Origin of the sequence: Mesorhizobium sp. M2D.F.Ca.ET.226.01.1.1, from assembly GCF_004022705.2 — a bacterium.
GTDB lineage: Bacteria > Pseudomonadota > Alphaproteobacteria > Rhizobiales > Rhizobiaceae > Mesorhizobium.
Genome location: NZ_RZOY02000004.1, coordinates 481,791 through 505,943, shown reverse-complemented (window position 1 = coordinate 505,943; position 24,153 = coordinate 481,791). Strand labels below are relative to the sequence as shown.

The window sequence follows — 24,153 nt, the reverse complement described above, 5'->3', positions numbered from 1 at the left end:
ATGCCTGACCGCCGCGGCCGCATCAGTGGTGAAGCGGATACGTCCGGCCGCGTGGTTTTCCTTGACGAGGCTTTCGAGGCCCGGTTCGAAAATCGGGATCAAACCCTGGTTGAGCCGCTCCACCTTCGTCTCGTCGATATCGACGCACACCACCTCGTGGCCAACCTCGGCAAGCACCGCCGCCTGGACGAGACCGACATAGCCAATCCCAAACACCGTCAAATTCATTCGGTTCTATTCCTGTCAAAGGCCGGGCCACAAAAGCGGTCCGGCCGGTTCAGATGTCCCCCAGGCCTAACGGCCCAGTTGGTTCGGCTTGATCTTACCCGAAAAACCAGTTTCGGTTCGGGATCATGCCCTAGTTGCTGTTACTTATGCTGCATGCCAGCGATTCCGGGAACTGGCATGGCTGGCCCAGAGCGGTAAAGGCGACGCGCTTGACCTCCATGGTCACCTTGCTGCCGGGATCGGTGAAGGCGCCCATCCAGTTGGTCAGCTTGTCGCTTCCCCAGAGGCTGAAGAAAATTTTCTGCGAATGCTTCGGCAGTTCGTCCGGATTGGTCACTTCATGGACGAGTTTGCCGTTTACGTACCAGCGCAGCCGGTCCTTCTCCCAGACGAAGCCATAATCGTTGAAGCCCTTGTCGGCGCCGCCTTCGACGTCGACCAGCTTGCCGTTCTTCGGCTTGCCCTGGATGTAGCTGTTGACCTGCACCTTCGACGGGTCCTTGGTGAGGACCTCGAAATCGATCTCATCCCAAGGCTGTTTGTCCTGCGGGCCGATATAGGAGAAGAAAGCGGCGTTGAGGCCGGAGCCGGTACCAGTCTTCATCCGCGCCTCGTAGACACCGTAACCGTAGCGCTGCTTGGTCTGGATCTCGGCGCAGGCGAACTCGCGGTCCTTCAGTTTGCGCTTTTCAAAGCCCAGCGAAAGCACGCCGTCGGAGAGCCGTACGAGATCCTTCGACCAGGTGCAGTTCTGATGGGCGCCATTGGTCCAGCCGTCCGAGACGAACCAGCGGGACCGGTCGAAATTCGAGAAATTGTCGACGAAGGACGGCGCGCTTTGCACGTCCTGTTGCGCCTCCTCCGCGTGCACGGGATGCAGGCTCGCCATTAGCGTTGCCGCGATCGCAAACAGGGCGCCGAACACACCGAGCCGCAGGCTTTTCAATCCATTCCGTGGCGTATGCGACAATGCGCAAGCCTCCACGATGGAGGTGTTGCTGGGATCTGCGTTCATAACAAACTCACCTTTGTGTTGTCCGCCCAACCCAAAGTCATCCTTGGCCCGCGTGAGCGAGCCGATTCTGATCCTGCGCCCTCTTGAACTCCTCTTGTGTCTCGTACCGATGACGGCACCTTAAGGTGCCGTCAGCCTCTTGCCGCGTTCTGCGCAGCTGACCGTTCGGAACCATCCTCGACGATCGCGTCGAGCGAATGACGCAGCTCCTTGATCAGCCCTTTCTGACGAGCCAGCTCCGCAATGCGTCGCTCGCAGTTCAGGATCGAACTCGTCATCGCGCTGACATCCGATCCCTTGCTGGCCGACGCCGAACCATTCTCCATCGCCTCGACCAGGAACGCCGCGTTGGCGGCCGTCGACTTATAACGATTCTCCAGCCCGATTTTCTCCGCCTCGATCTCGGCCGCGACCTGGTCGAACAGCTTCGCCAGCCGATCGAAACGCTGAAGATCGGTGTTCCGGTCGCGAGCCGGATCCCGGGATCTGAAGCCAAAAATCGAAGCCATCCTATCGGCCTTTCGAAATTGCTGCCTTGCAACATAGACTGCCATCACCGCAGCGACTAGGCAATATCATAGTTTTGCGAATGCGGATTTTTTGAGGGCCGGTGGCTTCGGAGACGATGGGCATCACTCGTTTGCGGCACTGGTTGCCGTCATCAGGAAGCGCATCGGCGGAATTTGCTGGCGTGCAGCAATCCCGGTGCGGCGGAACAGCGCATCGAGCTTGTCGTTGGCGACGCCGCGAACGATCGGGATCAGATTCGACTGGCTGGCGAAGGCGTAAGCCGCGGCCGACGCCAGGCCGCGCTCGGCTTTGACGTCGAGGAAGTTGCGCAGCCGGTATTTGTCGCGGACATGCCGCTCGTGGCGCCGCAACGCGGCCTTCGAGCTCTCGGGAAGGCTGTCGATCTGAAGCAGCGCCAGATCGGCATCGGCAAGACGCTTCAGATCCTGCGTCCTGTGGCGGCCACTCAGCGAATCGGCGCGCACGATCGCGCCATAGCCGCAGGACTTGATGATCTTGAACCGCGCCCCGCAGGCGACGGCGCGCGCATAGAGCTCGTAATCTTCGCCAAGACGCAGGCTTTCATCGTAAGTCAGTCCATGCTGCTCAAGAAAGGCCCGGCTGATCACCGGCTTGAGGAAGCCGAGCTCGCCGCGCCGGACGCGGCGGCGCGAGATGTTGCCGTCGATGAAGCGCTCGAAATCGAGAAATTCCGGATCGGCCGCGAAAGCGGGTGCGGTAACCTTGGCGAGGTCGGTCGCGGCATCATCGCGAATCAGCATGATGTTGTCGGCGGCGAAATCCCAGTCTGTGCTGGCGAAGAGCCTGCGAAAGCGGCCCTCGAGGAAGAAATCGTCGGCATCGAGAATGCTGATGAAGGGCGACCTGGAAGTCCGGATGGCGGCGTTGCGGGCGGAAGACGGACCGCGATTGACGTCGAAACGGATGACGGCAAGCCGGCCGCTGCCGTCGTCGGCGGCCAAAGCCACATCCCGGGTGTCGTCGGTGGAAGCGTCGTCGACCACGACGACTTCGGCGACTTCCGGCTGGCGCAGCGCCGAAGCGATGGCGGCGGGTATCGTGCGCGCCGCATTGCGTGCGGCGATGATGACGCAGACCCCCTGGCTCGTCATGGGCTTCGTCACGGGCATGGGTTCACCTTTCGCTTGCATGAGTGGCTGCCCCGCCCGTGATCTTGATAATGTCGCCGCGCGCGGGCCCGACAGGGACCGGGCGCTCGAAGATGCGCCGGCTGAGGTCGGCGGAGGCCGCCCAACCGGCTTCGGCCAGGTACCGGACCGGCTCGCGGCCGCACAGTTCCCAAAGCACATGGCGGCGCTGCGGCCAGCGCAGCGATGCCAGCCACGGCGCAACCACCATGTGGAAGAGATCGGCATTGTCGATGCGCGCCAGAATGCGGGCGGCGCGCCGCGAAAGCAGCGTGCCGGCGGCGCCAAGCAGCACGTCGGCGGCGCGCAATCCCAAAAGCAGCGTGTCGGTCAGACCCTGTCCGGCGGCGTGGTCGAGCACCATCTGCTCCTCGGCTTCGCTCAGACGGCTGGCGCTGGCCCTGACATCGCAGACATAGCCGGCGCAAGGCTCGCGATTGAAGAAGGCCTTGGCGACGCTGATCGAGGACAAGAGCAAGGTGTCGGCCGCCGAGGTGATCGGCATGGCGGCGCCGGCCACCTCGACTTCACGCTTGCGGCGCAGGAAGCCGTCCGTGTCGCGCGGGCTCGGCGAACCCGGCTGCTGCAGCCGGTGGTGGAGGTCGACCGTCGAGGACCTCGCGCCATCCTCGCGAACCATATGCTGCTCGCCGAGGAAGCGTACCCACCAGACCGAACGCGACTTGCCGGCAATTTCGTAGCCGATCATGCGCAATGCCTCGCGGGCCGCGGCGAAGCTCGCCGGCGAAACCAGTATGTCGACATCGCCGGAAGGCTTCATGAAATGGTCGCCATAGAGCAGATGCTGCTGCAGCGGCCCCTTGAGGAAGACAAAGTCGACCCGCCTTTCGCGCAGCACGCGGTCTATCGCTATCGAATCGCCAAGGCAGGCGACATTCATCGCCATGGTGCGCCGGCGGTAGCCGTCGAGCCAGCCAAGCAAACCGTGAGGGTTCGCCTCGGCCGGCGCCCGCTGGAGCGCCTTGAGCAGGAAGACGCCGACCTTGTTCAGCCTGGCGATGTCGGCGACATCGGCCGCGGAGATTTCCGGGGCCGGGGCCGCCGGGATTGCCGACACAGGCATGTCGGCCCGGCTGGCGATGGTATCGTCGACGTCGTTGGCACCCTGCGCGAAAAACAGCCTCAGACAGGCCTGCACATAGGCGACTTCATCGGCACAGCCGGCGGCACGCAGCCTTTCATACGAGCCATCCTGCATCGCCATGCCCGATGTCGTTCTCCGCAAAATGCCGCCCGAGGCGTTTATATCGCAACTGCGAAGAAAAACACCGAAAAAATTATCGCAATCGCCTATGGTGCGGCCGGAGACGCTTCTTTTATGCAACCCCAGCTTTCAAAATGAGCTCACGTGCAATCACTTTTGAAGACAACTTCGGAGATGCTCCGGCGGGCCGTAAAACGGCGATTTCCTGCAGCAAATACTTCGCAATTGCGAAACGGCTTTCTTATTCAGAAAATTATCATAAATAAATCAAACGCTTAGTTGAACGGCGATGACCTGCGGTTGAATTCCAGCTTGGTTGGGGGGTACGATAGCGTTCCTCAAGGCTTGATCGCCAACGAAAACGAGCGCAACCAAGAATTGATTAATGCTTGGTGAATCACGCTTGACTCATGAATGTTGCCATGCAGCAATTGCATTGCAGCATAGCAATATGCTGGCGGCATTCTGCAGCCGCTTCCAGTCCTTAAGTGGAGAGTAAAATGGAACAGAATGTTGAAAAGCATGAGTACGAGACCCCCAGCCTGACGGTTCACGGTTCGATTGAAACGATCACGCAGGGCGGTGCTGGCACGACGGCGCTGGATGCGAGCTTTCCCGCGCACACGCCGATCGGCGAGCTGACGTTCTCCTAAAGCTTACAGGTGCATCCGGGTGTCTAGGTTGGGGCTCCGGATGTCCTCCAAAAGGTGAGCCGGGGGGCGTTGTCCCCCGGCTTCCTGCCCCCGGGATCGCGGCAACCGATCCAGGGTAAAAGCATAAGGGCGCGGCGGACCCAGCAACGAGGTTTTAGGATGCACTGGAACCCTTCGGACCATGACCGCGTGGTCGCGACCAGCGAGGCGGTGGCTTGCGAATTCGGCGCCGGACTGGCGCTGCTCCACCTCAAATCCAACGTCTATTACAGCCTGAACAGCGTCGGCGCCTTTATCTGGGAGCAGATCCAGGAGCCGCGATCGATCCTCGATGTCCGCAGCGCCGTGCTTGCGCGCTACAATGTCGATGCCGAGCGCTGCAAGGCCGATGTCGAAGGCTTGCTGAAGGGGCTGACCGAAGCAGGGCTTGCGAGGCTCCACAGTGAGGAACTGGTCTAGGCTCCGCTCGCTGAGCGGACGGGAGATGCTGTTTCTGGCGCACTGCCTGACGGTGGTGAGCGCGGTGCGGCTCGCGTTGGCGCTCTCCTCCTACAACCGTGTCCGCGCCCTGGTGACAAGGCTGGATGCCAAACGCGATGCCAGCGTCGGCGACCTGCGGCGCGTCGCCTGGGGCGTAGCCGCCGCAGCGCGGTTCGTGCCGGGCGCCACCTGCCTCACCCAGGCGCTGGCCGGGCAATATCTGCTCGCCCGCCAGGGCAGCGCCTCGAAAATCAGCATCGGCATCGAAAAGGGAACGGGCAGCGAGCTCAAGGCGCATGCCTGGCTGATGAGCGGCAACCACATCGTGCTTGGCGGCTCGATCAACGGATTTGCCCATCTCGTCGACCATGGGTCGTGACCGATGAGCGGCGTCGCCGGAATTGTGCATAGCGACAACGGCCGGCCCGCCGCGACCGGCGATATCCAAGAGATGCTTTCGCACATGCGCCACCGCGCCCGTGACGGCAGCTCATGGTGGACGGACGGCAGCGTGGCGCTCGGCCACGCCTGGCTCGACACGACCGGTGAGGATGGCCCCGGCCCGCTGACGATGGCCGGCGGCAGGCTCGCCATCACCGCCGATTGCAGGCTGGACAATCGCGACGAGCTTCTGGCGCGGCTGGGCTCACGCGACCGGTCGATCGCCGACGCGGTGCTTATCATGCGAGCCTACCTCAAATGGGGCGAGGCTTGTCCGACCTATCTTCAAGGCGATTTCGTTTTCGCGATATGGGACAGCGAGCGCCAGGCGCTGTTTTGCGCGCGCGACCACTTCGGCGTCAAACCCTTCTACTACCATTCGACCGACGGGCGCTTCGCGTTCGCCTCGGAGATGAGGCCGATCCTGGCGCTGGACGGCGTCGGCAGACGCCTCAGCGAGCATCAGATTTCCGGCTTCCTCGCCGGCTTGCCGGATGATCCGCAGGCGACACCCTACGCTGAAATCTTCCGCCTGCCGGCGCGGCACAGCATGATCGTCGCGGACCATCAGGTGGTGCTGCGGCGCTACTGGCAGATCGAGCCGTCGCAGCGGCCGGCGCGCCGCGACGCAGCCGAAGAATTCAGGCACCTTTTCGCGCAATCGGTGGAGAATCGGATGCGCGGCACGCAGGCCATCGGCGCCATGCTGAGCGGCGGCCTCGATTCGTCCTCGATCGCTTGCGTTGCGGGTCTTCGCGCGGCGGCCAAGCGCAACCTGAAGCTCAGGACCTTCTCGCTGGTCTTCGACAAGGGTTCGTCGATGGACGAGAAGCCGTTCATCGATGCCGTGCTCGACGGCAATCCGCTCGACGCCACGCTAATCGCTGTCGGCAATTACGCGCCCTTCGCGGAGCTCGAGCGCATCCTGGAAGAGCAGGAAGGCACGTTCCTGGCGCCCGGCTTGTCCTTGACGCGTGACCTTTACCGCACGGCTGGCGCCAAGGGCGTCAGGGTGCTTCTCGACGGGCATGGCGGCGACGAGGTCGTCTCGCAGGGCCATGGGCATCTGCACGAGCTCGCAAATGCCGGCAGGTGGCTGGAGTTGTGGCGCGAATTGCGCAGCGCCGCCAACACCTATGGCGAAGGCATGCTTTCCCTCTATTTCAAGTTCCTGACCATCTATGGGCCGGCCTGGCGAATCGCCAGGATGAGGGCGATGGCCAAACGCCTTGTCGGGAGGATGCGGCACGGGCCGTCGCCAGCGCGGCGGATCGCCTGGGCGGGTGTGGTCAATCCGGATCTCGCCAGGCGAACCGATCTTGCCGAGCGTTTTCATCGCAGCGGCTACATGCCCACCGCCGTCCGCGCCAGCGAAGCGCTGACGCATCGCTGGCTGCTCTCCAGCGGGCTGGTGCCGCATGCCTTCGAAGTGCTCGACAAGGCCGCCGCCAATTTCGGCGTCGAGCCCCGCTATCCGTTCTGGGACAAGCCGCTCGTCGAATTCTGCCTGTCGCTGCCGGGCGAGGAAAAGCTCAAGGACGGCTTCGGCCGCCATGTGCTGCGCCGGGCCATGCAAGGTGTTCTGCCGCCGGCGGTGCAATGGCGGCGCGACAAGATCGATTTCACCGCCAGCCTGGTCAATGGCATGCTCGGCAACCACCGCGAGCTTCTGGACCGACTGCTAATATCGGACAGCGAGCGGATCGCGCCCTATGTCAATCTGCCGGAAGTGAACGCGGTCTATGACCGCATTCTGCGCCGGCCTGAGCAAGCGACGCTGCCGGATGTCCAGCATGTCTGGCGCTCCGTGTCGCTGTCGCTGTGGCTGCGGCAAGTCCAGGGAAGCCCGGCATGAATCTTCCGATCGCTTCCCTTGCGCGGCCAAAGCCCGACACCGAAACGCCCAGCGCACGCGTCCGCCATTTCTACAAGGCCTACGGGCTGATCGTCAGCTCGGAGGTGGCCCTGCCGGAACTGGAGCCGACGACGCCGGCGGCGCCGGACCTCGAAATCGCGGTTGGGCCGGTCGACTTTCCCGAGGCCGCGCCGCAGGGCGCCACGGCTTTTCGCTTTGAGCCGACGCGGCAATATCTTGCATGGCAGGCGGTCGGCAGCTTCATGATCAGCGCCGCCAGTCGGATCGACGTCGATCCAGCGCCGGGGATCGACGATCCGCTGCTCGCCTTTCCGCTGCTCGGGCCGGTGATGGCGCTTGCCCTGCATCAGCGCGGGTTGCTCGTGCTGCATGCCAGCGCCATTGCCGTCGGCGGCAAGAGCGTGATCTTCATGGGCGACAAGGGCGCCGGCAAGTCGACGACGGCGGGCGCGATGATCCGCGCCGGCCATCGGCTCTTGAGCGACGATGTCGTGGCGCTGGATTTGTCCGATCCGGACCGGCCGATGATCCTGCCCGGATTTCCGCAGCTCAAACTCGCCGCAGATGCAGCCGGCGCCATCCGCCTCGATCAGGCGGACGTGCGGCCGCAAGTGCATCCGCAAATCGACAAGGCACAGCATCGGCTGCGCGACGGATTTGCCGCCGAAGCCGTTCCGGTATCGCGCCTCTATATGCTCGAGCGCGGCGAGCGGGCGGCGATCTCGCCAATGACCGGCACCGCCGCGCTGCCGGCGATCCTTAAATTCTCCTATATCACGCGGTTCGGCCGACAGGCGCTGCCGGACGATGTCGCCGCCGCGCATCTTCGCCAATGCGCGCTAATTGCCGGGCAGGTCGGCGTCGGCCGCCTCGAAGTGCCCACCGGGCTCGACCGGATCGATGAAGCGGTCGCCGCGATCGAAGCCGATCTGGTGTCGGGGACGAGGTGAGCCGCGACATGGGCTGGTCCTCCAAGCTTCGCCTGTCGCTGTTTCGGGACGTCGCCGGCTTCGGCGCCATGATGGCGCATGTCGGCGGGCGGCGCACGGCGACGGCGCTGACCTTCCTGATCCTCGGGAGTCTCACCGAAGGCATGTCGATCCTGCTGCTCGTTCCGCTGCTGCGCCTGATCGGCAAGGCCGAGCAGGATTATGCGGTACGGGTGCCGGAGGCCTTGCATTGGCTGGTGCCCGGCGGAACGCTGTCGCTGGCCGCGGTGCTTTGCCTGCTTGTCACTTTGGTGGCGCTGCAGGCGACGTTCAACCGCTTCAAGTCGGTCTACATGGCGCGGCTGCTCTATGATTTCGTCAACCGCGTGCGCATGAACCTGTTCGAAAGCATCGGCAAGGCGCGCTGGGGGGTCTTCACCCGCATCCGCAGCTCCGATCTCGACCATGCGCTGAACGGCGACGTCGACCGCGTGCAGGTGGCCGCCTTCTCGCTGCTGATGCTGACCCAGGCGACGCTGCTGCTGACCGGCTATCTCGTCGTATCGCTGTTCATCTCGCCGGTGATGACGTCCTTCGCCATGCTCGTCGGCCTGGTGCTGCTGGTCGCGCTGCGGCCGTTCCGGGCGCGCGCCAGCGCCTATGGCCGCACGCTGACCGGCAATCGCCAGGACCAGTATCATACGGTCTCCGAGTTCATCGGCGGCATCAAGGTGGCAAAAAGCCTGAATGTCGAGGCAAGCTACTTTGCCGAGCTCGGCGCGACGCTGGACAGGATGAAGGCCGACAACATCGCCTTTGTCCGCAACTCCTCGCTCGGCACCGCCCTGTTCCAGGTGGCGAGCGTCATCGGGCTCAGCCTGTTCATCTATATCGCGCTGGTTCGCTTCCACCTGTCGCTGGCGGAGATCGTCGTGCTGCTTCTGGTCTTCATGCGGGTCGCGCCGCGCTTCATGGACATGCAGTTGCAAACCCAGCAGGTGCTGATCAACCTGCCGGCCTACGCTTCGATGCAAAGCCTCCAGGCCCGCTTCGATGCCGAACGCGAGCCGGAAGAGAACATGGCCGAGCAGGGCGCAAAACTGTCGCTCGACAACGGCCTCAACATCCGCGATGTGTCGTTCGCCTATGGCGAGGGCGACGGAAGACCGGTGGTCAGCGATATCACCTTCGGCCTGCCGGCCGGCAAGGTGACGGCGCTGATCGGCCCTTCCGGTTCAGGCAAGAGCACGATCGCCGACATGCTGCTCGGCCTGCTCGAACCCACCAATGGCCGCATCCTGGCCGACGGCGTGGAAATCACGGCACAAAATCGCAGGGCCTGGCGCGATAGGGTCGCCTATGTTCCGCAGGACGTGTTCCTGCTGCACGACACCATCGCCGCCAATCTGCGCCTTGCCGCGCCCGGGGCCAGCGACGATGCGCTCTGGACGGCGCTGCGCAACGCCCATGCAGCCGATTTCGTCGAGCGGCTGGCATTGCGGCTGGAGACGGTGGTGGGCGACCGCGGCGTCCGGCTTTCCGGCGGCGAGCGGCAACGCATCGCCTTGGCGCGGGCGCTGCTGCGCGAACCGTCGCTGCTTATCCTCGACGAAGCGACGAGCGCGCTCGACTGGCAGAATCAGTCGCTGATCGCTCAATCGATCGAGGCGCTGCGCGGCCAGATGACAATTTTGACGATCGCGCACCGGCCATCGATGATCGCCTTTGCCGACTGGGTCGTGGCCATCGAGAACGGGCGCATCGTCGAGGTCGGGCAATACCAGCGGCTCAAGGCAAAGGCCGGCAGCCGCCTTGCCAGGATGCTGTCCGGCGAGCAAGCCGAGCGCGCAAGCGCGCCATCGGTCGAAACGGGACTGGTCCCGGCACCAGCCGAACGATCAGTGGAGGCTGCGTCTGGCGCTTAGCTTTTCGCCGTCAGCGACCTTGTTCAGGATTGCCCCGCGCTCGGCTTCGCGGATCTTGTCGGCCGAAGTCGGCGTTGCCTTGCCGATCATGGCAAAGACCAGAAGGAAATAACCCGCCTGGATGATGGCGGCGCAGATGATGGCGCGAAGGAGGATGGTGCCGGGCGATGCGCCGTCGAAATACGACCAGCCGATGACGATCGCGAGAGCGAACATCATGCCTATGATGAATTTTGGCAGAGACATGATCGCCGGCCCCTCAACCGATACGAGCATGCAGAAGCTGCGACTTACCCACCCGCGTAACTCCCCGTTGCGCCAAAGAGCTTTTTATGGCTGCCCAATCCGGCCGGTTGCTTCCGGCCTTCCTTACCCATGCAGACTATGACAGGAACAATTTGCGACTCTATTAAGGCGAGGGGTCTGCAGCAAGGCCCGACAGGTATGGTTTCCAACGTTTTTACGAGATCGACTCTGGCATGGTGCGTCGCACACTCCGGTGCCGTCAGCTATTCAACGGGGCCTCTGCAGCCCTAGTAAAACCCACGACTTTGATTAGTATTTTACCCGAATAACTTACCTGTGCGAGTGCTGCCAGCGGCATGCAACCGCGTTTCTTCTGCAGCAAAGAATGCAATGTCCAAAAATGGCCCAAAAGGTAGACTACATTTTCCTGGTTTTCCCTCACCTTGTCACAAACACGCCACAAAGGCGAAAATTTGGGCAAGCCGCGTTTAATATTTAGTCAATTCATGACGTGAACATTTCAGCGGGATGGGAAATTGTGTGTTGCGCTGCAGCATTTTTTTGATATCTTGCCGTAAACCATCCGTTCAACGTATGGAGCTTCTGCATGAGGGACGTCGCCAAGTCGGCTAATGCGGGTTTTGCGCAGGTCGGCGTTGATTTTCCACCCCCAATCGGTGGTCTGCTCAAACGCAGTTTCGATATCGCCGGTTCGGTCGCGGGCCTGATTCTGCTCAGCCCGCTTTTCCTGATGGTTGCGCTGCTGGTCAAGCTTTCGGACAACGGTCCGATCTTCTACGGCCACAAGCGTATCGGCCGTGGCGGCAGGATTTTCTCCTGCCTCAAATTCCGCACCATGGTGACGGATGGCGAGCGCGTGCTTGCCGCGTATCTGGCTGCCAATCCGGAAGCCAATGCCGAATGGATCGCGACGCGCAAGCTGAAGAACGATCCGCGCGTCACCCGCGTCGGCCAGGTGCTTCGCAAGCTCAGTCTCGACGAGCTGCCGCAAATCCTCAACATCCTGCAGGGTGATATGAGCCTTGTCGGCCCGCGCCCGGTCGTGCGCGACGAGCTGGAGATTTATGGCAGTGCGGCGGTCTACTATCTGAAGTCGCGTCCCGGCCTCACCGGGCTGTGGCAGGTGAGCGGGCGCAACGACGTGTCCTATGACACGCGCGTCGCCTTCGACCGCCACTATGTCGAGAACTGGTCGATGTTCCAGGACATTCGCATCATCTTCAAGACTGTTCCTGCCGTGTGGATGTCGCGCGGCAGTTATTGACCGACGGGCCTGCCCCGCGAAGGCGGGGCGGGCATCCGGCAGTGATCTCATCGGGCGGATGGGGCCAAAGCGGATCGGAAACGTTCATTTGACAAAATACCTCTTCGGACTGCCTTTCGCCTGCAGTCTCATATCCAAAGCCCCTGCCCGCTTCGCGGGCATCTTGCTTGCAGCGTCCCTGGCCATGCCGCATCTGGCGGCCGCCGGCGATTACCAGCTCGGCCCGCAGGACAAGCTCAACATTCGCGTTGCCGAATGGCAGACGGTCGACGGCACCTTCCGAGACTGGTCGGCCATCAATGGCGAATATTCGGTTGGCCCGGGCGGGACGCTCTCGGTGCCGTTCGTCGGCAGCCTGCAGGCCGCCGGCAAGACGACGGCCGAGATCGCTTCGGCGATAGGGCTCGCGCTCCAGCGCAAGCTGGCGCTGCCCGACAAGCCGGAAGCCTCGGTCGAGATGGCGCAGTTCCGGCCCTTCTACATTTCGGGTGAAGTCCAGAATCCCGGCCAGTTTCCCTTCGTGCCCGACTTGACCGTGCTCAAGGCTGTGAGCATTGCCGGCGGCATCCGGCGCAATGCAGACTATGGCCCCCAGCTCGCCAAGGATCTCATCACCGCCAAGGGCAGCTACGATATCGTTGACGATCAGCGTATCCGCCTGCTCGTCAAGCGCGCCAGGATCGACGCTGATCTCGCCGGACAAACGACCTTCGAGGTGCCCAAGGAAATCGAGAGTGATCCGAGGCTGGCGACCATCGTCGCCGATGAAACGGCTATCCTGGTCTCTGACCAGAAGTCCCTGAAGCTGAAGCTTGATAAGCTCGATGATCTGAAGGGTGTCCTGCAGGCCGAAATCGAATCGCTGCAGAAAAAGATCGCGAATCAGCAGAAGCAGGTCGATCTGGCCGAGAAGCAGGCCGAGAGCATTGGCCCGCTGGCGCAGAAAGGCCTGGTCGCCAACGCGCGATTGCTGTCCTCGCAGCAGTCAGTCACCGACCTGCAGGGCAAGATCCTGGACTACGAGACGGCCATCCTCACCGCCAAGCAGTCGATCAGCAAGGCCGAGCAGGACGCCATCGATGCGAGGAACTCGCTGAGTTCCACGCTGACCGCCAATCGTCAGCAGGCCGAGGCGGATCTGAACGAGGCGACGTTGAAGGCCGGCATGCAGAAGGGCCTGATCGCGCAGGCATCGGACCCGGCGACGGCGGCGTCGCTTACCAGCGGCCAGGAACCGACGCTGCTCTATTCGCTGGTGCGGGTTGCCGACGGCAAGACCAGCGAGGTCGAAGCCAAGGAAGACACGCCTATCCTGCCGGGCGACGTGATCAAGGTGAAGCTGGCGCCGACCGCCAGCCAGTAGCGCCGCCTGGCCGGATTGCGCGAAGCGAATCGAGGAACGGAGGCGGGAGGAATACATCAGGCTCGTTCGCGTCACGGCGCGGGCGGGCGATCTGTTTTGGACCGCTTGAAGGCATAAAATGCAGCCCGCAGCCCCGCGTCACGTCTATCTGAACCTCGACGCCATCCGCGGCGTGGCGGCGATCAGCGTCATGCTGTACCACTTCTCGCCGTTCCTGGCCGACGGCAAGGTGCTGCCGTCGAGCTATCTGGCGGTCGACCTGTTCTTCCTGCTCAGCGGCTTCGTCATCGCGCATGCCTATGACCGCAAGATCGAGAACGGCATGGGCTTCGGCACGTTCCTGGCCATCCGCCTGATCCGGCTTTATCCGCTCTATCTCGCAGGCACGCTGCTCGGCTTCTTCTACCTGCTGGTCAAGAACAGGCTGATGCCGGCGGAATACATGCCGCTGTCCGAGATCGGCATGCAGCTGACGACCGGCATGTTCTTCATACCGCTGGTCAGCGATGCCTATCACACGATCTTTCCGCTCAATCCCGCTTCGTGGTCGCTGTTCTTCGAGCTCATCGTCAACATCGCCTATGTCGCGGTCTTCTTCCTGCTGTCGCGGCGCGTGCTGACGGGGATCGTCGCCGTCGGCCTCGTCTTGCTCGTCGTCGCCTCGGTGCTCGCCGGCACGCTCGACTTCGGCATGACCGGCAAGACGATCCTGAGCGGCCTGCCGCGCGTGATCTTCTCGTTCTTCCTCGGCGTTCTGCTCTGCCGCTCGATTGCGCGCTGGCAGGGCAGCCTTGGCTTTCTGCGGCGCGGCGTATGGGTCGAAGGCGCGATCCTGCTCACGCTCATCGTCTTCGCCATTGCGCCGGCCGGCGGAGCGCGCGTCGTCTACGACCTTGCCGCGATCGTCATCGTCTTCCCGATCATGGTGATGACCGGCGCGATGGCGCCGACGGCGCAGCTTCTGTCTGGCTTTTACGGCTGGCTCGGTCGGATTTCCTATCCGATCTACATCATCCACACGCCGATGCTGATGATCATCGCCGGAGCCGGCAAGGCTTTCTCGATCGATCCATTCGCGCATCATCCCTGGTTCGGGATCTTGATGGCGGCCTCGGTCATCGTCATCGCCGACGCTGCCACGCGCATCTATGACGAGCCGGTGCGGCGCTTCCTGCAAAGGCAGATGCAGCGCGCCCGGGCCGTGGCTTAGAGAAGGACTCAACGGACAAAATCCGCATGATGATTCCGAAGTCCATTCTGATCGATCCCGATCGCAACGAGACCTACGGCACTTTCGCCGTCGCGGTCTCGACGATCGCCTTCGCCTACTCGCCCAATTTCGGCCAGATCCTGATCCTCGCCTATTACGCCGTCTGGCTGCCGCTGCTCTTCGTCGACTACCGGCGCTTCACCTGGAAGCTATCTAGCGCCTGGCTGCCCCTCTTGCTTGCGACCTATGTCTGCCTCTCCGTTTTCTGGTCGCAGGCGGCGGGCATCAGCGCGCGCGCGGCGGTGCAATATTCCTCGCATATCGTCTGCGCCTATGTCGCGGCGCGCACCATCAGTGCGCGCACGCTGGTGGTCGGTTCGCTGATCGGCATCTTCTTCGTTCTGCTCTATTCACTGGGAGTCGGCGGTTACGCGCTCGACACGCTCGACGGCACGGTCAATTTCGTCGGCGCCTTCGGCTCCAAGAACCAGATCGGCTTCTTCTCTTCGCTCGGCATCTTCTTCTGCCTTGCCTTTGTGGTCTTCTACCGGCGCAACTGGCTGGGCTTCGTGTGGACCGCGCCGATCATGCTTTTGTCGGTCTACCTACTGGCAATCGCCCATTCGGCGACGTCGGTGGCTTCGCTGCCGGCGGTGATCGGCATCGTGATGCTGCTCACCGCGGCCAAGGTCTTGTCGCTGCGTTATCGCCGCGTGCTGTTCATCGTCGGCGCCGGCGCGCTGGTGACGGGCGTGGTCGCGGCGCTCAACCTCGGCCTGCTGGATGTCGTGCTCGGCATCTTCGGCAAGGATTCGACGCTCACCGGCCGCACCTATCTCTGGGAGCAGGGCTGGGAAGCGGCGCAGCAGCATCCGCTGCTCGGCTATGGTTACGCCGCCTACTGGGTGCAGGGCTTTGCCGATCCGGAGCGGCTGTGGGCGGAATTCTATATCTCGACCCGCTCCGGCTTCCACTTCCACAACACCTATGTCGAGACGCTGGTCGAGATCGGCTTCATCGGCGTCACCCTGCTGGCGCTGGTCATCCTGCGCGCTTTCTACGGCCACATCTCGAAAGTTGTGTTCGGCGACTGGAGCGCCGATTCGGTGGTGCTTGCCGGCGCGATCGGGCTGATGCTGATCCGCTCCTTCTTCGAGGTCGAGATGCTCGGCCCTTACTTCATGGCGTCCTTCATCGTCTATTACGGCCTGTTCACGCTGAACCCGTTGCCGGCGTTCCGGCGCCGCAGGGCGGCCATTCCCACAGAAGACGAGAGGCATGCCAATGGTCGCATGCCGGCGCCGGTCTAAGGGTCTTCTGGAACCGCTCTAGGCTGCCGACGAGCGCGCGACGGCGGCCTGGATGAGCCGGTCGGCCAGGATCGCCAGGAAGGCGATCGACAGGCCGGCGATGAGGCCCATGCCGGCATCGGCCTTGCCGAGCGCGACATAGACTGCCTGGCCAAGATCGCGCGTGCCGACAAGAGCGGCGATCGCCAGCATCGAGAGCGCCGCCATGATGGTCTGGTTGAGGCCGAGCATGACCACGGGGAGCGCCAGCGGCAGCTTGGCCTGCAGCAACGTCTGCAACGGTGTGGCGCCCATCTGCTCGACCGCCTCGACCACATCGGCGCGCACATGTCTCAGCCCGTGCTCGACATAGCGGATCGGCGGCACGATGGCGTAGAGCATGATGGCGATCAGCGCCGTGAACTCGCCGACCTTGAAGAACATCAGCGCCGGGATGAGGAAGACGAATTGCGGCATGGTCTGCAACGCGTCGCAGATCGGCTTCAGGATGCGCGAGACGCGGTCGCTATGCGCTGCCCAGACGCCGAGCATGCCGCCGACCAACAGGCAAAGCAGCACTGCCAACGTGCAAAGATAGAGCGACTGCACCAGTTGCGGCCATAGTCCGTTGACGAGAATCAGGACGAAGCCGGCAAGGGCAAACAGGCCAAGGCGATAGCCGGCTACCTGCCCGGCAAGAAGTGAAACGGCGAGGATGAAGACCGGCCAGGGCAGGCCGAGAAAACCGGTGTAAAGGATGACGCCAGCGGCCAGCACCGCCAAAGCTCCCCGCCCACCGAAGCGTCGCATCGCCAGCCCGGCCAAGGCCAGGACCAAGACGAAATAGACCGCCGCCATCGTCGGCGACAGCGCAAAGCCCCAGATAGCCGGCGTGGCCGCGCCTGAAATGCCGACCCGCATCGGTAGCAGCAAACAATAAAGGACGGCGTTGCGGACGCCATCGAAGAACCAGGCATAGTCGCGGACGATCCCGAGCAGCCGCTGGTTGACGCCGCCCATTTCGGTGCGCAGCGCGGTTTCGGGCAGGAATGTCGCGTCCGGCGCGGCAAGGCGGATAACGACAGCGAAGGCAAGCGCAACCGCCAGCGACAGAACCAGCCGGCGCGGCGTCGTCCAGCGCATGACGCGCGTCGGCCCTGTCTCCGGCGGCTTGGCAAAGCCGATGGTGAGGCGGTCGATGAGGATGGCGAGCAGCGCGATGACCAGGCCGGAGAGGATGCTCTGGCCGAATTCGGCCTTGCGCATGGAGGACAGGACCTCCCAGCCGATGTCCTCGAAGCCGCCGATGATTGCGGCGACGATGACCATCGACAGCGCGGCCATGGTCGTCTGGTTGAAGCCAACAAGAAGCTGCGGCAACGCCGTCGGCACCTCGACCTGCCAGAATTGCTGGCGGCGCGTGCAGCCACTCATCAGCCCGGCCTCGCTGATTGCCGCCGGCACACGATCAAGGCCGAGCATTGTGTTGCGCACCATCGGCGGCGTCGAGTAGACCGCCGAGGCGATCAGCCCGACCACCGGCCCGAAACCGAACAGCAAGAGCAGCGGGATGAGATAGGCGAAAGCCGGCACCGTTTGCATCAGATCAAGCGCGCCGCTGAGCACCGGACGCAGGCGCGGACGGGCATAGCCAAGCACGCCGAGCAGGAAGCCGAGCACGGTCGAGATCGGCACCGCCAGCAGCACCAGCGCAAGCGTGTTCATGCTCTGCAGCCAGTAGCCGGCGAGCAGGATATAGGCGAGCGCGGCGAGCGCGAAGATCGCCAGCCTTTCGCCGCGCGACTTCAGCGCGATGGCGGCGACAGCCAGCATGACCGCCGGCCAGGGCAGCCAGGCGAGCGCCAGGCGCGCGCCGCGCATGGGCGCGTCGAGCAAAGCGGAGAGCGCCCGGAATCCAGGCTGGATGACGGCTACGACCGCGTCGGTCACGGCGGTTATGTAGGAGGCCAGCGGCAGCGTCCATTCCTTGGGGAAATTGACCAGCCAGGGAAGCTCGGTTTTGAGAAACAGGCAAAGCACGGTCAGCACGCCCAAGCCGCACCAGGGCAGAAGGGCCGGCGCGATGGCAAGCCTTCGCGGGGGTGGTGCGATTGCGGCCGGCGCGGTCATTCGCGGGTGCGCCTCGCCTGCTCGCGCTCCAGCACGGCGAGCACCGCGCCGGCGCTGAGCACCGCCGGCGGACCATCGCCGTCGCCAGCAACGGCGAAGGCGCCGATGCCTGAGGCGAGTTGCGGGATCAGCGCTTCGAGACTGGTCTCGGCGGCGATGTTGCATTCCGGGAGTGCCGCTCCATTGGCGGGCGTCGCGATGTCACCGGCCGTGATGACGCGCAGCAGCGGCATGTCCTCGGTGAACTGCGCGACATAGTCGTCGGCCGGGTTGAGCACGATGTCGGCCGGGCGGCCGATCTGCACGATCTTGCCCGCCCGCATGATCGCCAGCCGGTCGGCCAGGCGGAAGGCCTCGGCGATATCGTGGGTGATGAAGATGATGGTCTTCTTGAGCATGCGCTGCAGGCGCAGGAATTCATCCTGCATCTGCTTGCGGATCAGCGGATCGAGCGCCGAGAACGGCTCGTCGAGGAACCAGAGCTCCGGCCCGACCGCGAGCGAACGGGCGATGCCGACGCGCTGCTGCTGGCCGCCGGAAAGCTGGTGCGGAAAGGACGCCTCGCGGCCTTCGAGCCCGACAAGCGCGATCATCTCGCGGGCACGCGTTTCGCGCTCCTTCGCCGGCTTGCCCTGGATCTTCAGCGGGAAGGCGACATTGTCGAGGACGGTGAGATGCGGCAACAGACCGAAATTCTGGAACACCATGCCCATGGCGTGACGGCGCAGTTCGATCAGCTCCTTGCCGCTGGCGGCGAGCAGGTTCTTGCCGTCGAGCAGGACTTCGCCGGCGCTCGGTTCGACGAGGCGCGACAGGCAGCGCACCAAGGTGGATTTGCCGGAGCCGGACAGGCCCATGATGACGAAGATCTCGCCGGTCGCCACCTCGAAGCTGGCATCGACCACGGCCGGCAGATGCGCTTCGGCGCGCAGGCGCTCGGCCAGCGCATCGGGGTCGATCACATAGCCGCGCGAGTCGAAATAATAGGCGGGGCGCCGGCCGTAGACCTTCCAGACATTGCGGCAAGCGAGCTTGATCGGTCGTGGGGCGGCGTTCATAGGGATGCCATCCATGCGAATTGCTCGCCCGGCTCCACGTGCCGGGAGCCGGGCATCGATTGCTTTCAGCCTCTACCAGGCATAGCGGCCGATCAGCCCTTGGCGGCGTCGAGCCAGGGTTTCCACACTGCCTCGTTCTTGTCGATCCAATCCTTGACGACCGTGTCGAGGTCCTTGCCTTGCTTGTCGACGGCCAGCATCATCTTTTCCTGCTCGCCGGCGTCCATCTTGAAGGCCTTGAGGAAGGCGTCGGCCGCCGGCCACTTGGCGCCGAAGCCCGACCAGACGATCTTGTCGACATCGGGCGGCGTTATGCAATGCTCGTTGGTCTGCTCCTTGCAGGGCGGCATGGTGACCCAGCCGACGTCGTTTTCGGCGAGCGCATAATGCGGGCCCCAGAACATCATCACCAGCGGCTTCTTGGCGGCCTCCGCGGCTTCAAGCTCCGCGACCAGCGCGCCTTCGGAACCGGAGGGAACCGCGGTGTAAGGCATGTTGTTGTCGGCAAGGATGGTGGCGGCCCGCGAGCCCCAGTCGGCCGGGTAATCCAGGAAGCGGCCGTTGGGCGCCGTCTCGGGCGTCGCCAATGCCTGCACGCATTCCGGCTTGTTGAGCGCGGTCCAGTCCGGCAGGCCAGGGCAGACCGTCTCCATATATTTCGGATAGATCCAGCCCTCGCGCGTCTTCAGGTCGAGCTTGCCGATATCCTCGATCTGCTTGGCGGCGAGCGTCTTTGGATAGATGTCGCCGACATTGTTCATCCACACCTCGACCGAGGCGCTGAGCGAGCCGTCGGCGAGACCCGAAAACTGCGGGAAATTGCCGGCCGTCACATATTCGACCTTGTAGCCGAGCTTTTCGAGAAGGTGTCCGGCGATGTGGGTGGAGACGTGCGCGCCGGTCCATTCGAGCATGGCAAGCTTTATCGGCTCGTCTTTGGCGCCGAGCTCGGCGCTGAGGCCGGGCGTCGTGGCGGCAAGCGCCAGAGCCAGGCCGATTCCTGCATTTCTCAGTCTGTTAATTCTATTCGGCATGATCGCTTCCCCTGTCTGGATGTTATGGTTCAGGTTCATCCTTGGTGGCGAGGCTGCCGCTAGCCTCTTTCCGCGCGCCACTCCCCTGGCCGCCTGGAACAGTCCTTAGTCCGCAAAGCTGATGACGTACCTCCCTTTCGACCGGCCCTGTTCGAGGGAGACAAGCGCGTCCGACACCTCTTCGAGCCCGATGATCTCGATCGTCGTTTCAAGCGGCTGCTTTGCGTGCATGGCGACCAGTTCGCGCATTTCCTGCCTTGTGCCGACGCTGGTGCCGGTGATGACGACGCCGGTGGCCGTCAGCCATTCCTGGATGAGCGGCACCGGCTGGAACACCATGGCGGCGGCGATGATCCTGCCGCGCGGCCGGATGCCCGCGATCATCGCGTCCCATGTCGCGGTGGTTGGCGCGAAGTTGATGCAGGCGTGGTATTTTTCGTCCTTCGCCGCCAGTCGCGAGGGCAGACCGCTGTCGGCGATTTCGGTTTCCGCCGCGCCGTAGCGGCGGGCGACGTCCAGCTTCGCCGGATCGCGGTCGACCACGAGCACATCGACGCCGAGCCGGCTGGCGATCTGCACCGCATAGAGGCCAAGGCCGCCGCAGCCGAAGACGATGCATTTTTCGCCGGCTTTCAAGCCGGCCCGCTTCACCGCGCCATAGGCAGTGATGCCGGCGCACATCACCGGCGCGGTGGTTACAGGGTCGATGGTTTCGGGGAGCGCCACCGCGAAGCCGGCGTCGCAGACGACATATTCGGCAAAGGCGCCGGGCACGTTCAAGCCGTGCGCGCGATGGTACTGGCAGAAGGATTCGTAGCCATCCAGGCATTCGTCGCAGCGGCGGCAGGTGTCGTGGATCCAGGGCACACCGGCCCGGTCGCCGAGCGACCAGCCGCCGACGCCCTCGCCGATCGCCTCGACGCGACCGATGCCCTCATGGCCCATGACGAAGGGCGACGGGGCGTGCGGCGGAACGCTCTCGCCACGCCAGATATGCACATCGGTGTGGCAGACGCCGCAGGACTGCAGCCGCACCAATATTTGACCGGGGCCGGCGACGGGACGCGGCACGCTGGTGACCTCGAGCGGCTCGCCGTAGCTGCCTAGGACCGCGGCCCGCATCATTTGTGTGTGCGACGTCATCGATAGTCCGTCCGGCACCTGCTTGCCTTCGCAGCCTAGGCCTGCCAAAATCATATGACAATACAAAAATTTGTTAGGGCGTACAAAATTTTCGCTGGATATACGAAACCCATGGCGACCAGGACGAAGAAACAACGAACTCGCATCGAGGACATCAGGCGGGTTGAGCTGATCGAAGCGGCGCACCGCATCTTCCTGCGCGACGGGCTGAAGGGCCTGACGACAACCCGCATCTGCCACGAAGCCGGCATGTCGCAAGGCATCCTGACCTACTACTTCAAGGACAAGGACCAGGTGCTGTTCGAGATGGTGCGCTACGCCAACCGTGTCCTGATGGACGCGGTGGTGGTCAATCTGCGCCAGGCCGAGACAAGGTGGGATCGCCTGACGGCGATCGTCGACGGCAATTTCCCGGAAGAAAAGTTCGAGCGCAACACGGCCAATGCCTGGGTGTCGTTCTATGCAGAAGCCGCGCACAACCCGCGTTACGCCCGGCTGCAGGAGCTGTTCTACAAGCGCTTGCGCTCGAATATCGGCTCGGCACTGTCGCCGCTGTGGTCGAGAGAGGAGATCGACCATTTCGTGCGCGGCTTTGCCGCCATGCTCGACGGCTTCTGGCTGCGGCGCGGCCATTCGGACGAAGCCATTTCGCATCTGGAGGCGCGGGCGCTGCTGGTCGAATATTCGGAAAAGATGCTTGGCGCGGCCGTGGTGTCGAAGCTGAAAAGGCTTCAGTTGCAGGCGGCGTGACGTTTCAGGATGCCTCGCCGGCTGCGAGCGGTTGCAAGCGCTCCATGCCGGCGCGGGTTTCACCATAAGGCTCCGCCGGTGATCTGGATGTTTTCCATGGTGATCCCCTTGGCGAGATCCGAGCAAAGGAACACCGCGAGCGCCGCGATCTCCTCCGGCTGCATCATGCGGCCTTGCGGATTGCCTTTCCTGAATTCATCCATCAGTTCCTCGGCGCTGCGGCCCTTGCCTTCGCGCTCGACGACCTGCGCCACGTTGCGGCGCATCAATTCGGTTTCGACCCAGGTCGGGCTGATCATGACGCAGGTGACGCCGTGCGCAGCGCCTTCGAGCGCGACGCAGCGCGTGAGGCCGAGCAGGCCGGCCTTGGAGGCGCAGTAGGCCGGATTGTCCTTCCAGCCGACGGAAGCGGCGGTCGAGCCGATGTTGACGATGCGGCCCCAGCCGCGCTCGATCATGCCGGGCAGGACCGCGCGGGTCGTACGGAACGCCCCGGTGAGGTTGGTGTCGACGATCTTGTCCCAAAGCGCGTCGGAATGGCCGCAGACCGGCTGTTCGGCGGTGGTGCCGGCAGCGTTGACGAGGATGTCGGCCGGGCCGATCGCCGCCTGCGCTTCGGTAAAGAAGAGGTCGGTGAGCGCGCTGTCGCGCACGTCGAGATGCGCGGCATGCACCCTGGTGCCGTGGGAGGCCAGGGCCGACCGCACACGCTCGACCTCGTCGGCGCCGGGATAATAGGCGGCGTCCGCCCTGCCCGCCTGCGGCGGCGCCACGTAGGAGCCGACGGCGACATTGGCGCCGGCTTTGGCGAGTGCCGTCGCGATGGCAAAGCCCATGCCGGAAAAGCCGCCGGTGACGATGGCACTTCTGCCGGTTAGGTTGGTCATCGCAAGCGGTCTCCGTATTCACACTGCAAGATAGCCTCCGTCGACGACCATTTCGGAGCCGGTGACGAATTTCGATTCATCCGAGGCCAGATAGAGGACCATGTAGGCGATGTCGTTGGGCTCGCCGAGGAAGCCGATCGGATGGCGCGACAGCGCCTTGGCCTTCTCCTGCTCGAGCGTGCCCAGGTCGCGCAGATAGTTCTCGGTCTGCGGCGTCCAGATGTAGCCAGGATGGATGGAATTGCAGCGGATGCCGTAGCGCCGCTCGGCGCAATGCACGGCGACCGCCTTAGTCAGGGTGCGCACGCCGCCCTTGGAGGCGCAGTAGGCGGCTAGGTCCGCCTCGCCGATGATGCCGTCGATGGAGGAGAGATTGATAATCGATCCGCCGCCGGATTTCTTCATCAGCTTGACGCCCTCCTGGCAGCCGAGGAACACGCCATCGAGATTGACCGCCATGGTGCGCCGCCACTCTTCAAGCGACGTGTCCTCGATGTTTTTGGCGATGGCAATGCCGGCATTGTTGACCAGCACGTCGAGCCGTCCGAATTTTTGCTCGACCACCGCCATGACGGTGGACCAGTCTTCGGGCTTCGAGACATCGTGACGTAGCGCCAATGCCTCGCCGCCTGCCTTGACGATCTCCGCCGCCGTATCGCCGGCGAGGCCCTCGTCGACGTCGCTGACGACCAGCCTGGCGCCTTCCGTCGCGAGCAAGAGCGACGACGCCCGGCCGAGGCCCAGCCCGGCCCCGGTTACGAGCGCCACCTTGCCTGCGACGCGGCCCATTGCGGCATCAGCCTCCCTTGTCTAATGGCTCCAGCGGCTTGCCCAGCCAGTCGCGATAGAAACCTTCGAGGTCGGGCTCGAAATCATGCACGATCGGATAGCCGGGCGCCGCCGCCTCGACCTCATGAAGCGTGCCGCATTGCGGGCAGATGAACTCGCGGATCTCCATCCAGTCCGGGTCCGGCAGGTCGCTGTTTGGGTAGATCTCGCGCAGCGTCTCCTCGCTGTCGCGCACGATGATCGCGGCCTTCAGTTTCCAGTTCTTGCGATAGTCTCCGAAGGAGTGGCCGCACTCGCATTTCGTCACGCGCTCGTTGCCGCTCTGGCAGATGAAAAGATGGTCGCCGACGGGCAGCAGGATCGGATCCTTCCAGCCGACGCGCTCCTGCAGCACCGCGACATATTTGAAGAAACGATCGTCGTCCTTGTAGGCGCTCATGATACGGCGCGTCTGCGGCCAGGGCAGCGTGCCGGCAACCAGATCGGCGATGACTTCCTTGCTGTATGAGGTCATGGTC

At 63.6% G+C, this 24,153-nt stretch carries 24 protein-coding genes; 11 read left to right on the top strand and 13 right to left on the bottom strand.

The window, feature by feature from the left end:
• The 5 genes from EN869_RS12590 to EN869_RS12570 form a co-directional block, all read right to left on the bottom strand.
• Positions 1-228 (bottom strand): 3-hydroxyacyl-CoA dehydrogenase NAD-binding domain-containing protein (locus EN869_RS12590; protein WP_245512348.1); only part of this gene is annotated, 228 nt, incomplete at its 3' end.
• Positions 229-358: 130 nt separating this feature from the next.
• Positions 359-1,117 (bottom strand): family 16 glycosylhydrolase, encoded by a 759-nt coding sequence (locus tag EN869_RS12585; protein WP_245489640.1) that lies wholly within the window; start codon positions 1,115-1,117, stop codon positions 359-361.
• A gap of 257 nt (positions 1,118-1,374) precedes the next feature.
• Positions 1,375-1,752 (bottom strand): hypothetical protein, encoded by a 378-nt coding sequence (locus EN869_RS12580; protein ID WP_127229805.1) that lies wholly within the window; start codon positions 1,750-1,752, stop codon positions 1,375-1,377.
• Between the two features lie 123 nt (positions 1,753-1,875).
• Positions 1,876-2,886 (bottom strand): glycosyltransferase family 2 protein, encoded by a 1,011-nt coding sequence (locus EN869_RS12575; protein WP_127229814.1) that lies wholly within the window; start codon positions 2,884-2,886, stop codon positions 1,876-1,878.
• 22 nt (positions 2,887-2,908) lie between these two features.
• Positions 2,909-4,147, bottom strand: a complete 1,239-nt coding sequence (locus EN869_RS12570; RefSeq protein ID WP_127229804.1) for a nucleotidyltransferase family protein — start codon at positions 4,145-4,147, stop codon at positions 2,909-2,911.
• Between the two features lie 500 nt (positions 4,148-4,647).
• Between EN869_RS12570 and EN869_RS12565 the strand changes: the two genes are divergently transcribed.
• From EN869_RS12565 to EN869_RS12540, 6 genes are all read left to right on the top strand, one after another.
• Entirely contained in the window at positions 4,648-4,800 is a 153-nt protein-coding gene (locus tag EN869_RS12565; RefSeq protein WP_127229803.1) for a lasso RiPP family leader peptide-containing protein, read from the top strand.
• 159 nt (positions 4,801-4,959) lie between these two features.
• A complete protein-coding gene (locus EN869_RS12560) occupies positions 4,960-5,259 on the top strand; it encodes a PqqD family protein (RefSeq protein WP_127229802.1) in 300 nt (99 codons plus the stop codon).
• Positions 5,260-5,284: 25 nt separating this feature from the next.
• A complete protein-coding gene (locus tag EN869_RS12555; RefSeq protein ID WP_127229801.1) occupies positions 5,285-5,659 on the top strand; it encodes a lasso peptide biosynthesis B2 protein in 375 nt (124 codons plus the stop codon).
• Positions 5,660-5,662: 3 nt separating this feature from the next.
• Positions 5,663-7,576: a lasso peptide isopeptide bond-forming cyclase gene (locus EN869_RS12550; RefSeq protein ID WP_127229800.1), complete on the top strand. Its 1,914-nt coding sequence runs from the start codon at positions 5,663-5,665 to the stop codon at positions 7,574-7,576.
• Positions 7,573-8,547, top strand: coding sequence for a serine kinase (locus tag EN869_RS12545; protein WP_127229799.1), 975 nt, complete (start codon positions 7,573-7,575; stop codon positions 8,545-8,547). Before EN869_RS12550 ends, EN869_RS12545 begins: the two co-directional genes overlap by 4 nt.
• A gap of 8 nt (positions 8,548-8,555) precedes the next feature.
• Entirely contained in the window at positions 8,556-10,451 is a 1,896-nt protein-coding gene (locus tag EN869_RS12540) for an ABC transporter ATP-binding protein (RefSeq protein WP_127229798.1), read from the top strand.
• Here EN869_RS12540 and EN869_RS12535 read toward each other — a convergent pair.
• Positions 10,425-10,697 carry an exopolysaccharide production repressor exox gene (locus EN869_RS12535; RefSeq protein ID WP_127229797.1) on the bottom strand — a complete coding sequence of 91 codons (273 nt, stop codon included), beginning with the start codon at positions 10,695-10,697 and terminating at the stop codon, positions 10,425-10,427. The genes EN869_RS12540 and EN869_RS12535 overlap by 27 nt on opposite strands.
• A gap of 607 nt (positions 10,698-11,304) precedes the next feature.
• On the opposite strand from EN869_RS12535, the gene EN869_RS12530 reads away from it, so the two are divergent.
• The 4 genes from EN869_RS12530 (at position 11,305) to EN869_RS12515 (ending at position 15,865) form a co-directional block, all read left to right on the top strand.
• Complete coding sequence (locus EN869_RS12530; RefSeq protein WP_127229796.1) at positions 11,305-11,982, top strand: sugar transferase; 678 nt, start codon at positions 11,305-11,307, stop codon at positions 11,980-11,982.
• 184 nt (positions 11,983-12,166) lie between these two features.
• Positions 12,167-13,345 carry a polysaccharide biosynthesis/export family protein gene (locus EN869_RS12525; protein WP_245489639.1) on the top strand — a complete coding sequence of 393 codons (1,179 nt, stop codon included), beginning with the start codon at positions 12,167-12,169 and terminating at the stop codon, positions 13,343-13,345.
• 118 nt (positions 13,346-13,463) lie between these two features.
• Positions 13,464-14,555: an acyltransferase gene (locus EN869_RS12520; protein WP_127229794.1), complete on the top strand. Its 1,092-nt coding sequence runs from the start codon at positions 13,464-13,466 to the stop codon at positions 14,553-14,555.
• A 26-nt stretch (positions 14,556-14,581) separates the two neighbouring features.
• Positions 14,582-15,865 carry an O-antigen ligase gene (locus EN869_RS12515; protein ID WP_127229793.1) on the top strand — a complete coding sequence of 428 codons (1,284 nt, stop codon included), beginning with the start codon at positions 14,582-14,584 and terminating at the stop codon, positions 15,863-15,865.
• 18 nt (positions 15,866-15,883) lie between these two features.
• Here EN869_RS12515 and EN869_RS12510 read toward each other — a convergent pair whose 3' ends face one another.
• From EN869_RS12510 to EN869_RS12495, 4 genes are all read right to left on the bottom strand, one after another.
• On the bottom strand, positions 15,884-17,974 hold the full coding sequence (locus tag EN869_RS12510) for an ABC transporter permease subunit (RefSeq protein WP_127229792.1): 2,091 nt from the start codon (positions 17,972-17,974) through the stop codon (positions 15,884-15,886).
• On the bottom strand, positions 17,971-19,032 hold the full coding sequence (locus EN869_RS12505; RefSeq protein ID WP_127229813.1) for a betaine/proline/choline family ABC transporter ATP-binding protein: 1,062 nt from the start codon (positions 19,030-19,032) through the stop codon (positions 17,971-17,973). Before EN869_RS12505 ends, EN869_RS12510 begins: the two co-directional genes overlap by 4 nt.
• 92 nt (positions 19,033-19,124) lie before the next feature.
• Positions 19,125-20,066, bottom strand: a complete 942-nt coding sequence (locus EN869_RS12500; RefSeq protein ID WP_127229791.1) for an ABC transporter substrate-binding protein — start codon at positions 20,064-20,066, stop codon at positions 19,125-19,127.
• A gap of 105 nt (positions 20,067-20,171) precedes the next feature.
• Positions 20,172-21,209 (bottom strand): alcohol dehydrogenase catalytic domain-containing protein, encoded by a 1,038-nt coding sequence (locus EN869_RS12495; RefSeq protein ID WP_167507009.1) that lies wholly within the window; start codon positions 21,207-21,209, stop codon positions 20,172-20,174.
• A gap of 111 nt (positions 21,210-21,320) precedes the next feature.
• Between EN869_RS12495 and betI the strand changes: the two genes are divergently transcribed.
• Positions 21,321-21,959 (top strand): transcriptional regulator BetI, encoded by a 639-nt coding sequence (gene betI, locus EN869_RS12490; protein ID WP_167507010.1) that lies wholly within the window; start codon positions 21,321-21,323, stop codon positions 21,957-21,959.
• Positions 21,960-22,018: 59 nt separating this feature from the next.
• Here the strand turns inward: betI and EN869_RS12485 are convergent, their stop codons facing one another.
• The 3 genes from EN869_RS12485 to EN869_RS12475 are packed head-to-tail and all read right to left on the bottom strand — an operon-like array spanning position 22,019 to position 24,149.
• The gene (locus tag EN869_RS12485) at positions 22,019-22,846 is read right to left on the bottom strand and encodes an SDR family oxidoreductase (RefSeq protein ID WP_127229788.1); all 828 of its coding nucleotides are present in this window, start codon (positions 22,844-22,846) and stop codon (positions 22,019-22,021) included.
• An 18-nt stretch (positions 22,847-22,864) separates the two neighbouring features.
• A complete protein-coding gene (locus EN869_RS12480) occupies positions 22,865-23,635 on the bottom strand; it encodes a glucose 1-dehydrogenase (protein WP_127229787.1) in 771 nt (256 codons plus the stop codon).
• A gap of 7 nt (positions 23,636-23,642) precedes the next feature.
• A complete protein-coding gene (locus tag EN869_RS12475) occupies positions 23,643-24,149 on the bottom strand; it encodes an acetone carboxylase subunit gamma (RefSeq protein WP_127229786.1) in 507 nt (168 codons plus the stop codon).
• Between the last annotated feature and the right edge of the window lie 4 nt (positions 24,150-24,153).

What these genes read in the sequence shown, in the direction of transcription:
- EN869_RS12585 (WP_245489640.1), bottom strand. Translation starts at nt 1,117, where the DNA reads ATGGCGAGCCTGCATCCCGTGCACGCGGAGGAGGCGCAACAGGACGTG.
- EN869_RS12580 (WP_127229805.1), bottom strand. Translation starts at nt 1,752, where the DNA reads ATGGCTTCGATTTTTGGCTTCAGATCCCGGGATCCGGCTCGCGACCGG.
- EN869_RS12575 (WP_127229814.1), bottom strand. Translation starts at nt 2,886, where the DNA reads ATGACGAGCCAGGGGGTCTGCGTCATCATCGCCGCACGCAATGCGGCG.
- EN869_RS12570 (WP_127229804.1), bottom strand. Translation starts at nt 4,147, where the DNA reads ATGGCGATGCAGGATGGCTCGTATGAAAGGCTGCGTGCCGCCGGCTGT.
- EN869_RS12565 (WP_127229803.1), top strand. Translation starts at nt 4,648, where the DNA reads ATGGAACAGAATGTTGAAAAGCATGAGTACGAGACCCCCAGCCTGACG.
- EN869_RS12560 (WP_127229802.1), top strand. Translation starts at nt 4,960, where the DNA reads ATGCACTGGAACCCTTCGGACCATGACCGCGTGGTCGCGACCAGCGAG.
- EN869_RS12555 (WP_127229801.1), top strand. Translation starts at nt 5,285, where the DNA reads ATGCTGTTTCTGGCGCACTGCCTGACGGTGGTGAGCGCGGTGCGGCTC.
- EN869_RS12550 (WP_127229800.1), top strand. Translation starts at nt 5,663, where the DNA reads ATGAGCGGCGTCGCCGGAATTGTGCATAGCGACAACGGCCGGCCCGCC.
- EN869_RS12545 (WP_127229799.1), top strand. Translation starts at nt 7,573, where the DNA reads ATGAATCTTCCGATCGCTTCCCTTGCGCGGCCAAAGCCCGACACCGAA.
- EN869_RS12540 (WP_127229798.1), top strand. Translation starts at nt 8,556, where the DNA reads ATGGGCTGGTCCTCCAAGCTTCGCCTGTCGCTGTTTCGGGACGTCGCC.
- EN869_RS12535 (WP_127229797.1), bottom strand. Translation starts at nt 10,697, where the DNA reads ATGTCTCTGCCAAAATTCATCATAGGCATGATGTTCGCTCTCGCGATC.
- EN869_RS12530 (WP_127229796.1), top strand. Translation starts at nt 11,305, where the DNA reads ATGAGGGACGTCGCCAAGTCGGCTAATGCGGGTTTTGCGCAGGTCGGC.
- EN869_RS12525 (WP_245489639.1), top strand. Translation starts at nt 12,167, where the DNA reads ATGCCGCATCTGGCGGCCGCCGGCGATTACCAGCTCGGCCCGCAGGAC.
- EN869_RS12520 (WP_127229794.1), top strand. Translation starts at nt 13,464, where the DNA reads ATGCAGCCCGCAGCCCCGCGTCACGTCTATCTGAACCTCGACGCCATC.
- EN869_RS12515 (WP_127229793.1), top strand. Translation starts at nt 14,582, where the DNA reads ATGATGATTCCGAAGTCCATTCTGATCGATCCCGATCGCAACGAGACC.
- EN869_RS12510 (WP_127229792.1), bottom strand. Translation starts at nt 17,974, where the DNA reads ATGACCGCGCCGGCCGCAATCGCACCACCCCCGCGAAGGCTTGCCATC.
- EN869_RS12505 (WP_127229813.1), bottom strand. Translation starts at nt 19,032, where the DNA reads ATGAACGCCGCCCCACGACCGATCAAGCTCGCTTGCCGCAATGTCTGG.
- EN869_RS12500 (WP_127229791.1), bottom strand. Translation starts at nt 20,066, where the DNA reads ATGCCGAATAGAATTAACAGACTGAGAAATGCAGGAATCGGCCTGGCT.
- EN869_RS12495 (WP_167507009.1), bottom strand. Translation starts at nt 21,209, where the DNA reads ATGACGTCGCACACACAAATGATGCGGGCCGCGGTCCTAGGCAGCTAC.
- betI (WP_167507010.1), top strand. Translation starts at nt 21,321, where the DNA reads ATGGCGACCAGGACGAAGAAACAACGAACTCGCATCGAGGACATCAGG.
- EN869_RS12485 (WP_127229788.1), bottom strand. Translation starts at nt 22,846, where the DNA reads ATGACCAACCTAACCGGCAGAAGTGCCATCGTCACCGGCGGCTTTTCC.
- EN869_RS12480 (WP_127229787.1), bottom strand. Translation starts at nt 23,635, where the DNA reads ATGGGCCGCGTCGCAGGCAAGGTGGCGCTCGTAACCGGGGCCGGGCTG.
- EN869_RS12475 (WP_127229786.1), bottom strand. Translation starts at nt 24,149, where the DNA reads ATGACCTCATACAGCAAGGAAGTCATCGCCGATCTGGTTGCCGGCACG.